Below are 13,173 nucleotides of genomic sequence, written 5' to 3'. Positions count from 1 at the left end.
GAATTGAATAGAAAATGGATCACATGCATCATGATTATCATGCTGCTATTGTCCGGATTGTTGCCGGTTGGCTTGTTCAAGGTTTCGAAGGCAGCTGCGTCGGGGACGGTTACGAGCAAAATTGTGCCGGGGTGGACCTTTTATAACAGCGGTTTGTCGGCTGCCGATTATACCTTGGATTCCTCGCAGTCGGCGGACGGTATTCAATCGCTCAAACTGAACAATTCGCTAAGTAAAGCCTCCAATGTTTACTTGACGGCTTACCAGACGATTGCTGTGCAACCGAATATGACCTATGAATGGACGGTCAGAGTGAAAGGCTCGAATGTGAAGGCAGGAGCTGCATGGTTCGGCGGCGGAGTTACGTCGTGGAATGTCCGACAGAATGTGCCATCTGGCACATATGATTGGCAAGATGTGTCGGTTGCCTACACAACCGGCACAGCCGAAACGAGCTTCACGTTCCGCTTTCTTATTGAAGATACGGCAGATGCACTTTGGTTCGACGACATTCGTATGACTGCTGATGGTCAGCAGGTGCAGTTGTTGAGCAACTCGGGTTTTGACGTACCGGTCATGACGTTGCTGCACGAAGGGTTTGAGCAACCGTCTGTCTGGCAGCCGTCTACGGGGGCGGCGGGCGTGATTACAAGCGAGTCGTTCAATAATGCTACGGAGGGACTGTATTCGGAGAAAGTGACGTACGCGCCGGCCGACGGTGCTGTCGGGTGGCTTAATAAGGTTTGGAATTTCGAAGCTGCAGATTTGTCACTTGCCCAGACGGTAACGCTGGACGTCTATCCCACGACGCAAACGGAATCCGCTCAGGAGCCGCTTGTATTGAAAATAGCCGGCGAAGACGGCGTTGTCATTGAGAAGCGTGTACCGCAACTGACGGCCAACCGCTGGAATACTGTGCAATTCGACTTGTCGAGCGTTCCCGCGGCTGTCAAGGAGGGGGTTTCGAGGATCAATTTGTATGTCAAAACCTCCTATCCGGAGTTGGAGGGCCGCCCGAGTGTCACCTATGCTTTCGACAATTTGACAATTTCGGCTTTCCCGGAAGATACCGTCTATCCGTGGGATTCGTTCCGCAGCTCGTTCGGGTCGCTTGACCATGTGGCGGTAATGCCTGCGGACAACATTACAGTGGATGGCAGTCTGGACGAATGGGACTCCGCTACGGAAATTGCACTACCTTCGTCCGATTCACAGGTTCATATTGACGGATGGGGCGGAGCGAACGATCTTTCCGCCACCGCTTATTTCGCTTACGACGATCAAAATTTATATGTTGCGGCTACGGTCGTCGACGATGTGTATCACCCGCTGGTCGGGAGTGCTATCTGGAAGGGGGACAGTATTCAGATTGCCTTTGGCAACGACGGAATCTACGGTCCCGAAATCGGAATCAACGACATGGACGGCACGGCGAACGTGACGTTATTGAAGGGCGGAAATGGGACGCTTGGCGTCGATTCTATGACGGCCTCCGCGACTCGGGCGGGAAACGAGACATATTACGAGATAAAGCTGCCATGGGCTGCGATTTCCAATGCGTATACTATCGGAGACCCCGTGGTCTTCTCGATGCTGATTAATGACAATGACAACACGGCAGAAGGCCGGCGCGGGTGGATCGAATGGACGCCGGGCATCGCCAGCGCCAAGGAACCGGATGCCATGGGTTTACTTTACTTTCTACCTGACAATGCGAATTGGGCTTATTGGGTAGATGGGCCGAGAAAGCCTCAGGCTGGAGCGGCATCAACTTATCATTTGTATGTAACCAATTTCGGCAATCAAAAGGAAACGTATGAGGTGGACTCCACCTTTCTTAATGTACAGAAAGCAATCACCGTCCCGGCTCATTCTGTGTTTGTGAAAAAGTTGGATTATACCTTTGCGCAATCCGGAGAAGCCGGGATCGATATTCAGCTAACAGACGAGCAAGGGAGCGTTCAGCAATCGGAGCTTGTCGTTAAGGTTCCGCCGTTTCCCGAGGAGCTCGAGGAGAAGCTGGATGAATTGGCCGTTATGCTTCCCGATCTGGAGGACTTGCTGAGTCAGTGCGAGGAGTTCGGTATTCCAACTGATTACGAGCGGATTAACTACGCAGTCATTTCCCGGTTCATCGAGTATGGCCGCGGCGATGTCGTCAATGGCCGGCTCGACCGGGCCGATTATGTTATCGAGCAGTTGCAGAGCCTTTATGACGAAGCGGTACAGAATTTGAACAACTATATATCCGGTGCCAGTATGGCCGTGGCAGTGCCTCGCTATGTGACGGGACGCCCAGTTTCCGACGGATATGCGTTTGTAGGAAATACCGTTACCCGAAGCACCTACGAGGAAGAGACGAGACCGATTTTCTTTAACGGGTACGGACATTTCAGTCAGGTGCGCAAAGACGTTCCGTATTTCCAAGACTTTGGCGCCAATATCATTCAAATCGAGACCGGTCCAAGGAATGTTATTTTCTCGAAAGATGACTTTATCAACCAATATTCCGTTTATCGCTCTGGCACTGTAGACGCAGATATTGTCGTTGACGAGACGTACAGACATTCCGGGACACATGCGCTGAAACTAGAGAATGATACTCCGAAGACCTCGAATGTGTACATCAACGTTTCCCAGAATGTCACGGTCAAGCCGGATACGACGTATACGTTCAGCGCGTGGGTGAAGGGGGAGAATGCCAAAAATGTCTGGTTTCCCGGCGGGCAAGGCTGGCATTTGCGGACGCCGTTTCCAAGCGGCACGTATGATTGGCAGGAGGTAGAGCTTGAGTATACGACAAACGCGGACGAGACATCGTTTAACTTTACAATATTATCCGAAAATGCGGGTACGGTCTGGATAGACGATCTCAGCATGACAGAACTTGGAACTACGCAAAATCTGCTGCTTAATCCGGGATTCGAGAATATGGGGAGCTTGCCGCCGGATAGGGATTATGCGATTTCAACCACATCCGTCGAGCAGGACATTGTGAAGGTGCTGCAGAATGCCGCCCAAAACAACGTCGCGGTCAACCTGCTGCTGTCGCCGCATTATTTCCCGTCTTGGGCATTGAGCGATTATCCAGAGCTGAAGAGCAACAATACGACGCCCGATTTCACCTATGTTATTACACATCCGCTGGCGAAGCAGATAATAGAGGATTATTTGCGCGCTGTTATCCCACTGGTTAAGGATTATTCGTCCTTGCATAGCGTGACCTTGAGCAATGAACCGCAATATCATTCGAATAAGGACTCCTACAATCTTCCGGCATGGTATGAATATTTGCATGATACGTATGATGGAGACTTGTCGGAATTAAACCTTATATATGGGACCTGGTATGCAAGCTTCGAGGATGTGCCGATGCCAGCAGACGGAGCGGAGCCGACCCCGGTCGGCTATGATTGGGTGATGTTCAACGATAATCTGATGACAGATTGGCAGACATGGATGTCGGACATTATCCACGAGATAGCGCCGAATCTACCCGTTCATGCCAAGATAATGGCGAGAATGGAAAGTAGTCCTCAATACGGGATCGATGTCGAGTCATTCTCCAATTTGACTGATTTGAACGGCAACGACAACTGGAATTTCATTGACGGCGGAATGACGGCGGATATGAAGGAGCTCAGCTTCTATGACCTGCAGGCCTCCATTCATGAAGCGCCGATTTATAATTCTGAGCATCATGTGATTGAGGACGGGGATTCACGATATTCCGCCGCCTATGGCGATCATATCCGATCCTTGCTATGGCAAGGCGCCATCCACGGCAAGAGTGCCTCGACCATTTGGATATGGCAACGAACATACAATACGGCTAACAGCTCGGAAGGCGGTATCCTGCATCGTCCTGAATCGGTGGCGGCCGTAGGGAAGGCGAATTTCGATCTGAACCGTTTGTCACGGGAAGTGACGGCATTCCAGAATATACAATCAAAAGCTGCTATCTTGTATTCAGTGCCATCCATGCTTTATAACGGTAATGAATCCTATCCGTCTTTGTTGAAGGCTTATGAGGCGCTTTCCTTCACAGGGGAAAAGGTTGGCTTTATAACGGAGAATCAGATGGCGCAGGGGGATTGGAGCAAATACAAGGTGCTGATCGTTCCGGATACAGGGTATATACATGCGGATACACTTGAGCAGCTTTGGGCGTTCCAGGTTGATGGCGGCCAAGTGATCGTGCTTGGTGAGGATTCGCTGCAATATGACGAACACAATCAACCATTGATAAGTACACTGCGCTCCACAGTAATGGATGATGCAACTGTCGTTTCACTTGATACGACAGCGAAGCAATTCCGTACACAGCTCTACCCGATCTTATATGATACCGGAATGGCTCAGTATCAACTGATTGATACGACAACGCTCGAACCGGTATATGGTGTGGAATGGCGAGTCGCGGAATACAATGGCCATATGTTGCTTAATGTTATGAATGACGGCGACTCGAATCGGACGGTGACAGTGGAACGGAACAATGCGGCTCTCTTGCCCCAATTGGAACTGGTTTCGGGAGAGGCCTTGAGCAGCGGTACGCTGACGTTAAAGCCGAATACACCCTATTTGTTCGATCTAGGGGATACGCCTTCTCCTGAAGAATGCGGTTCGTAATACAACAAGGATTTGATAGTCGCAAAAGGAAAGGGATGAGACAATGGAAATCGCACGCGAGGCGGTTTATTCATGGGAAACATTCAAACAAGAGCTATCGCTGCACAGGCATATTCCCATGCTCGAGGTTAATGCCAAGGAAATAACGACTGATGGAATGCCCGCTGATTGGTCAGTCCATTCCGGAATTCGAATACCGACGAATGATTCGCAAATCATTATGAAGGATTGGGGTGGAGAGAGCGATCTCTCCGCCGAGTTCAGAGTTGCCTATGACGACGAATATTTTTATTGGACCGCAAACGTGCGGGATGACATTCATGCGTCGATCGAAGGCAGCGACATGTGGCGGGGAGACAGCATTCAAATCGCTTTTAGTGAGAACGGGAAATATGGCCCCGATTTCGGTATTAATCATACCGCGGGAGGCGCCCGAATTTGTCAATGGAAGGAAGGCAACGCACTGCAAGGTCTGGAGACGATTGAGGCGCGCACGAATCGGAGCGGAGATATGACCTCGTATGAAATGAAGCTGCCATGGACGGCGATATTTCCAAAGCCGCCGGATCAAGACCATATGACCTTCGCGTTGCTCATCAACGATAACGATGGAAGCCGACGGCGAGGGTGGGTCGAATGGACGCCGGGCTGCGGAAGAGACAAGGATCCGGAACGTCACGGGATTCTTCACTTCGTTCCCACGCGGAATCCCTGGACATTATGGGCGGAAGGCTCCGAGGAGTTGCGGCCTCATGAACAGTCGGTCTATACGCTGTATGCACTCAACTTAAGCGATGAAGCCGAGACGTTCATCTTGAAGTCCGAACAACTGGAATTTTCGCGGGAAGTGACCATAGCGAAGCGTTCCATTTTTGTGGGGGAATATGCCTTATCATTGCCGGCACCGGGCAATTATTCGCTTGATTTCCGTTTGACGGACAGTAACGGTGTCTCTAAGAACGCATGCTCGGAGGTCATCGTTCCATATAGCATGGAAGAGATTGACGAAGCGATGAATGCGATCGCTGTGAAGCTGCCTTCGCTTGAACGGTTGATTAAGCAAGCTGAAGCGAAGGGCATTCCGACGGATTATGAGCGGATTAACGCAGCGGTGATCAGGGACTTTATGGCGTATGGCAGAGAGGATGCCCGGCAAGGCCGCTATCAGCGCGCGAATTATGTCATACAGGAGCTTGAAGGGCTGTATGCGGAAGCCAGTCGAAGCTTGTATGCCTACTTGGCGGGAGAACGCAGAGCGAAAGCGGTGCCGCGATATCGAACAGGACGCCCTGAAATTCGCGGAAGCGCGTTTCATGGCAGGACAACGGAGCTAAGCTCAGGCAGTATCGAGACCAGACCGGTGTTCTTCAACGGATATGGTCATTTCGAACAGGTTCGAAATGATCTTCATAAGTTCCAGGAGTTGGGGGCTAATATCATACAGATTGAAATCGGGCCCAGAGATATCATTTTTCCGCGGGATGAGCCCGGCAGTTCAGCTATGAAACAGCGATCCGGCGTTCAAGCGAATCCTGACTATATTATCTCAACATCCGCCGTTGAATCGGATATTGTTGAGGTGTTGAAAAAGGCAGGTGAGCATCATGTTGCAGTCAACTTGTTGTTATCCCCGCATTATTTTCCGGAATGGGCGTTGCAGCAATGGCCGGAGTTGAAATCGAATGCGAGTCACAGTTTGCGCTTTCGGATCGATCACCCGATTGCGCGTGAGATTGTGGGTGACTATTTGCGTGCTGCTATTCCGCTAGTTAAGGATTATCCGTCTCTGCACAGCGTGACGTTGACCAACGAACCGGTGTACCGGACGAATCAAGTTCCTTGTTATTTGCCGGTCTGGCAGCAATTTCTGCAAGAATTATATGGCGGCGATATCGGGGAACTGAACCGAGTATACAGCTCGAACTATGCCGCTTTTCGCGAGGTGCCAATGCCCTCGGGAGTCGTTCCTGAACCTTTTGCGTATGATTGGATTGTTTTTAACCAGAAGTTGTTTGCTGACTGGCATGCATGGATGGCCGATATTATTCGCAGATGTGCGCCCGAGCTTCCGGTTCATGTCAAGATAATGGGAGATCGCACGGGCTGTCTTGGATGGGGAATCGATATTGAAGTATTCTCCAGGATGAGTCAAATCAATGGAAATGACAATTGGAGCTATTTGGGAGAAGGAGCCCGAGGCTATTTGCAAGAGATGAGCTTTTATGATCTACAGGTTTCATTGAACAAAGCCCCTGTATTTAACTCCGAGCATCATGTCATTCCTGATGGAGACCGGAGATATATTCCAGGTCAGGCCGACCATGCCAGAACGGTATTATGGCAAGGGGCGCTGCACGGGAAGAGCGCCTCCACGCTGTGGGTATGGGAGAGAACGTACGACCCGCGATCGGATACAGAAGGCAGCGTCTTGCATCGTCCAGATGTTGTGGCGGCCATCGGCGTCGTGAATCACGATTTGAACCGCTTATCCTGGGAGGTGGCGGCTTTCCAGCAAGCGATAGCGCATGTGGCTATTCTGTATGCTACCCCCTCGGACTTATATTCGGCAGTATACGGCAAGATGTTAATGAATGTGTATGAAGCTGTTTCGTTCGGCGGCGAGAAGGTCGGCTTCATCTCGGAGGAGCAAATCGCGCGCGGCGGTGCGCAGGAGTTCTCCATTATCGTGGTGCCTTCGGCCACACATGTGCATCCCCTCACGCTGTCTGGATTGAATACCTATGCCAAGCGAGGCGGAACAGTCGTTATTATCGGTCAAGATGCTTTGCGGTTAGATGCGCATCTGTACACCCTGTCTCAAGAAGAACGAACATCCTTATACACTTCGGCCATCGTTATCCCGTCCGAATCCGCTTCGGCTATACAGATCTGGTCATGCTTGTTGCCGTTGTTGGAGAATGCCGGACTGAGTGAGTTGAGAATGATTGATTGCGCATCGGGTCAGGAAGTGGCGGGAGTGATCTGGCGCAAAGCGGAATACAAGGGAAGACGGTTAATCAGTGCGGTTAATATTTCTGAGGAACCCAAGCAGGTCAGTATGCTGTGGAATGGGAAACAAATCAGAATTGCCAAAGAATTAATCGAGGATACTGTAGTCGATACTGACCGAATCGAGTTGAATCCGCTGACCCCCGGATTATATGATATTGGGGAGCATAAGGGGGTTGTACTTTGACTAGCAATAAAGACGGAATGAATTATGCGCCTCAAGGAAAGCTTCGTCCTGTCGTCTCCAACAGGGATTTCCGCTTTGCGGCCGTTCATCTGGATCATGGTCATATTTACGGGATGTGCAATGGGTTAACGGAAGCCGGGGGCGAGGTTGTCAAGGTCTATGATCCCGATCCTGGGAAGGCAGCCGAGTTTGCGGCTCGATTCCCGACGGCGCAAGTCGCTGCTTCATTGGAAGATGTGCTGGACGATCCGAGTATCCGATTGGTTGCCTCTGCCGCTATTCCTTGCGACAGAGGTCCGCTTGGCGTCAAGGTTATGGAGAGCGGCAAGGATTATTTCACGGATAAAGCGCCGTTTACCGAGCTGGAGCAGTTGGAGGAGGCTAGAAGGTCGGTACGTCGAACGGGAGGCAAGTTTATGGTGTACTACAGCGAGAGGCTGCATGTGGAATGCGCTGTGGTTGCCGGCAATTTAATCAAGCAAGGCGTGATCGGCCGGGTTGTCAATGTGATCGGATGCGGACCGCACAGGCTGAACAAGACGGCTCGTCCGGATTGGTTCTTCCGTCGGCGTCAACACGGTGGTATCCTTTGCGATATTGGCAGTCATCAAATTGAACAAATTCTGTCTTTCACAGGTGCCAGGGACGCACGAATCGTATCCAGCACAGTTGCGAACTTTCATGCGAAAGAGTATCCGGAACTGGAGGACTTCGGTGAAGCGTCGCTACTGATGGACAATGGAGCAACCGCTTATTTTCGTGTAGATTGGCTCTCTCCTGTCGGTCTTGGGACATGGGGAGATGGGCGAACGATCATCCAGGGCACCGAGGGCTATATTGAGCTTCGGAAATATATTGATATCGCTCGCGATCGCAAAGGCGATCATTTGTATCTGGTCAATCGGGATGGAGAACAGCACTTTACATTGAGTGGACAAGTTGGATATCCATTCTTCGGACAGTTGATTCTCGATTGTCTTCATCGCACTGAAAAAGCGATGTCGCAAGAGCATGCCTTTAAAGCAGCGGAGCTTTGTTTGCTGGCTCAGAAGCAGGCGGTATGTGTTGAATAAGAAATAAGAATCTTTGCATCATAATGAACTTATCGAAGCAGCAAACCCCAAAGTGAAGCAGACTTCGGTGAAGTCCGCCGCATTTTGGGGTTTAAATTGCTTTCTTTCAACTTTAAAATCCAGATTTGTAGGCAGGTTTAGGTCGCAGCGTCGGAATATCGCGTTCATAGCCGGGAAGACTCGGAATGCTGGATGGAGGGTCCTGGAACAAGAGCCCTGCATCACGATCAACCGGAAGTGACTGGATCGGGTATCGTCGCCATTCATTCCCCTCCATCGGAGCCGTGTACCCTTCTTCCCTGTAAAACGAAATCAATTTTTCGCGCATGCCTCTCGTCTGGTCCGTATACATAGGGTTGTAAGCCCGGTTGCGCGTTTCATGGGGATCTATCTTCAAATCGAATAACCACTCTTTATCATCCGGAGCGGAGTAAATATATTTGTAGCGTTCATCCGTTGCCATATACATCGCATAGCCGCCCCGATGATATTGACAGGCAATCCAGTCTCGTTCCGTCTTGCCGCTGGCAATATCCAACAAGCTCCGGCCGCTCAAATCAAGCTGGGAGTGTATATTGGCCGCTTGCAGGAAGGTTGGCATAATATCGACCAGCGATACGGGCTTCGTACATCGCACATCCTTCGGTCCGTCCGGGTCGGATACGATTAGCGGTACATTCGCACCGGCATCAAGGAAATTACGCTTGCCCACACAATCGTAATCGCCGAGCATTTCTCCATGATCGGAGGAATAGACGATTAACGTATTTTCCATTAAACCGTTCTCTTGCAAATAATCGAGAATACGTCCTACATGATAGTCGATAAAAGAGAGGGAGCTATAGTAAGCCGCCTTCATCACACGCATCAGATTGTCGTCGACACCTTGATCGCGGTATTTGTATCGATTCTGGAAACGGTTCCAGTAAGAAATCAGCTCATCCCCGTCCTGCGGTCGTTTCGGCAACGGCATCTCCGGTCCGCGATAAAGCTTGTTCCAAGGGGTCGGTGTTTCAAAAGGCGGGTGGGGCTTGATGAAGCTTGACATGAGCAGGAATGGTCGATCCCCATCACGTCGTTTGAGAAAGTCAAGACTCCGATCCGCTACCCAGGCTGTGTGGTGCAGCCGCTCAGGCAATTGGGAGGGCTGGGGAATATAGTAGTATTCGCTGCGTATTCCGTGCGGATCATGCACGTGATCGAATCCATTGCTCTCCAAATACGTCTTGAAATCATCTTGGCCGCCCCCTTCCTCACTGACATCCCGGGAATCGAATCCCCAGAACTGCGAATTTGAATTTGGCTTGTTGGAGAAGGAGAAATGCATCTTGCCCACGCCATGCGTCTGGTAGCCGGCTTGAGACAGAAGCTCCATGAAACTGGGGTATCCATCGGGCATGCGCTCGTTAATGACACAATCGGTACGATGCGGCAATAGGCCGGTATGGAGGGCGAAGCGGGCGGGTACGCATACCGGGCAAGGGGAATAAGCGCGCGTGAATGCAACGCCGTTCTCTACCAGCCGGTTAATGGACGGGGTTTTGATTATGGAATTGCCAAGTGCTTCAATGGTGTCCGCACGCTGCTGATCCGTGAACAAAAATAAGATGTTTTTGCGATTTTGTTTCATGTGTTGCCGCCTCCTTCATAGTAGCTACAACAAGTATAAGGGAGAAGGCATTAGCGGGCTTTGCACAAAATAAACCTGTATTTGATCTTTTTCAGCGAGTTGACCGGAGCTCCGAAGGAGAGACGCCCATTTTTTTCTTGAACAATCTGGAGAAATGGTGAATATTGGCGTAACCCACGCTTTCAGCAACCTCCTGAATACTTAAATTCGTCGTATATAGCTTGTCCACCGCTTGGTTAATCCTTATATTGACAAGATACTGATGCAAGGTTTGACCGGTTGCGATCGAGATAAGCTTGTTGACATACGAAGGATGAAAGTGGAATGCTTTGGCGATTTTGTCGTTAGTAAGAGGTTCATGATAATGCTCCTGCATGAATCTAAGAATTTGCTCCGTCGTCTCCCATACGCCGGTTGAAGGCGATAGCTGCTGGATTTGTCTGGCAAGCAACAGAAGTAGAACGCGACACAGCGAGTTGGCCGTTTCTTGCCAATAAAGCCTCTGCAAGGCGTATTCATTGGCAAGGTCCAAGAGGAGAGCGTCGATTCGCGCTTGCGTCGTAATCATCCATTCGGTCGGGTAACCCGGGAAATCAGTGAAACGAACGGGGCAGCCGCTGCTCACAAAATGAAATTGGAGGCCAAGAATAATTAAAGGATTGTTAACATCGGAAGTGATCTGATGAGGCGTATTCGGTCCCCAGAAGAATAAAGCTCCTTTGCGCGCAGCATATTCCCGGTCATTCACTCGGATCGTTCCTTCTCCTTCTTGAATGTATTGAAGCTGATAATGGCTGATGGTTCGGGGTCCTGTGGAAAAACCAGGCTCAAGCAAATTGCGCGCGCTTCGGATTACGAAGGGGTCGATCTGGGAAAGTGGAAGTGCAGAATGGTTTGAAGGTTTCATTATTTACTCACCGCCTCAAAGTGTGCTCAGGGCTTATTATAGCAATAAGCGTCCATTCCCGCATAGCGGCTGCTTGCCCAGCCCTACGATGTATCGCTTTCCCGATACGCTGAAGGTGTCTGCCCTGTTGTTCTGCGGAATAGACGGGAGAAATATTTATAATCAGGGATGCCTACTCTCCCGGAAATATCCTGAACCTTCAGCTTTGTGTCCTTTAGCAGCCTTTTGGCTTGAAGGATGCGGAAATGAGTCACATAATCCGTGAAATTCATGCCGGTCTCCTTCTTGAACAGATGACTGAAGTAATTCGGGCTGATCCCGATATGCTCGCAAACCTCTGATACAGTCAGAGGCTCCCGATAATTGCGGGCAATCAAATCGAGAACTGATTGAATATCCTTGCGATACGATCCATCCTGATTTTGAGCGATTCTTGCATGCTGGTCCCACTGTATAAGCGAGGTCAGAAATGCATGGATATGGAAGCAGGTATCAATTTGCATCCACTGACTCAGCAGTTGCTTCCTGCCGGTGGGATCATTATCGATTGGATTTTGCGCCAACTCCTTGAGCCACTCTTTGACTTGACCAGGATCGCAGCGTTCGCGGAGTAGAGGTACAACAATTCGGGATTCAATAGCGTTCTGCAAAAATAACTCATCTGTTTCATGATACAGAGCAAGAAGCTGTTGATGCAGTTCTTGGCGGAAGGAAGGATCAAACTGCTGATTGAGAACCGACTGTTTGCTATATACAAATTTGTGTCCAGCGCCTTTATAAAATCTATCCTGTATGGCTGTCTTACTCTCTGCAATAGCATCTTGCAGCGCAGAGCCCAGCGCTTGTCCGCTGTTCCATCCCTCATATGCCGTCTTGATTCCGCTAAAGCTGACAGAAACAGTGAAGGGAAGAAACTGACGCACGCTTTCCCGAATCGAGGTGAACAAGCGATCAACGGCCATATCGTAATGAACGGCCTCGGCTTCGGATTGCCAATGCAACAATAAGAGTGTCTGTTCCTCGTTCCACGGCATTGTCGAGCAATAGCAGAGCTGCCCGCAGACCTCTTCAAGCATCTGCATAAGGGCGTATTGAAGAAGGGCCATATCCTTCCGATGATAGCTGCGGCTGACGGTGGCGTATTCGTCGATTTGAACCAATCCGACGGCCAGGAAGGGAGCTGGAGGAGGCATGTTTAAATAGGTGAATTGTCGTTCAACTCCACTCCATTCGCTGTACATCAAGCGAGTCAAATCCATCATAAATTGTTTGCGAAGCAAGGGCATATGCTGATTGAATCGATGTCGTTCCTCAATCACTTTCCTTAATTTCTCATGATCTTCCTCGATTTCCTGCCTGGCCTGATGGAGTAATGCCAGCAGCTCCTGAAATCCGGAGGATACCTTCAAGGTATAGCCCAACGCCCCGAAGGAAACGGCTTTCCGAGCGAATTCAAATTCAGCATAGTTGGATAAAATTATGACTTTAACCCACGGCTGCTGCTCCTTCAAATATTGTGTCAGCTCCAGACCATCCATTCGTGGCATGACAATATCCGTAATGACGACATCGACGTTGACACGATTAAGGATATCGATGGCTTCCTCCCCGTCATTGGCTTCCGCCACAATATGGTAGCCATATTCTTGAAGAGAAAATCCATACCGTATTCGTTCTCTAAGTAAATCCTCATCGTCGACGATGAGCAAGCGAATGAATTCCTCCAATTCGAATT

The 13,173-nt window shown here is 50.0% G+C and carries 6 protein-coding genes; 3 read left to right on the top strand and 3 right to left on the bottom strand.

Annotated elements, in window-relative coordinates; translation table 11 throughout:
* Nucleotides 1-3: 3 nt before the first annotated feature.
* Genes HFP08_RS14175 through HFP08_RS14165 form a run of 3 tightly spaced genes read left to right on the top strand, consistent with a single transcriptional unit; the run spans nucleotide 4 to nucleotide 8,901 of the window.
* Nucleotides 4-4,632, top strand: coding sequence for a sugar-binding protein (locus HFP08_RS14175; RefSeq protein ID WP_168121245.1), 4,629 nt, complete (start codon nucleotides 4-6; stop codon nucleotides 4,630-4,632).
* Between the two features lie 43 nt (nucleotides 4,633-4,675).
* Complete coding sequence (locus tag HFP08_RS14170) at nucleotides 4,676-7,828, top strand: sugar-binding protein (RefSeq protein ID WP_168121244.1); 3,153 nt, start codon at nucleotides 4,676-4,678, stop codon at nucleotides 7,826-7,828.
* A gap of 17 nt (nucleotides 7,829-7,845) precedes the next feature.
* The gene (locus HFP08_RS14165) at nucleotides 7,846-8,901 is read left to right on the top strand and encodes a Gfo/Idh/MocA family protein (RefSeq protein WP_168121304.1); all 1,056 of its coding nucleotides are present in this window, start codon (nucleotides 7,846-7,848) and stop codon (nucleotides 8,899-8,901) included.
* A 112-nt stretch (nucleotides 8,902-9,013) separates the two neighbouring features.
* On the opposite strand, the gene HFP08_RS14160 is transcribed toward HFP08_RS14165, so the two are convergent.
* The 3 genes from HFP08_RS14160 to HFP08_RS14150 all read right to left on the bottom strand — a co-directional run bounded on the left by HFP08_RS14160 (nucleotide 9,014) and on the right by HFP08_RS14150 (nucleotide 13,165).
* Nucleotides 9,014-10,531 (bottom strand): sulfatase family protein, encoded by a 1,518-nt coding sequence (locus tag HFP08_RS14160; protein WP_168121243.1) that lies wholly within the window; start codon nucleotides 10,529-10,531, stop codon nucleotides 9,014-9,016.
* 91 nt (nucleotides 10,532-10,622) lie between these two features.
* Nucleotides 10,623-11,438: an AraC family transcriptional regulator gene (locus HFP08_RS14155; protein WP_168121242.1), complete on the bottom strand. Its 816-nt coding sequence runs from the start codon at nucleotides 11,436-11,438 to the stop codon at nucleotides 10,623-10,625.
* Nucleotides 11,439-11,521: 83 nt separating this feature from the next.
* Nucleotides 11,522-13,165 carry a response regulator transcription factor gene (locus tag HFP08_RS14150; RefSeq protein ID WP_168121241.1) on the bottom strand — a complete coding sequence of 548 codons (1,644 nt, stop codon included), beginning with the start codon at nucleotides 13,163-13,165 and terminating at the stop codon, nucleotides 11,522-11,524.
* Nucleotides 13,166-13,173: the final 8 nt, after the last annotated feature.

Origin of the sequence: Paenibacillus sp. HB172176, from assembly GCF_011947265.1 — a bacterium.
Lineage (GTDB): Bacteria > Bacillota > Bacilli > Paenibacillales > Paenibacillaceae > Pristimantibacillus.
The sequence above is the reverse complement of the archived record's forward strand: the minus strand, read 5'-3'. Positions and strand labels throughout refer to the sequence as shown.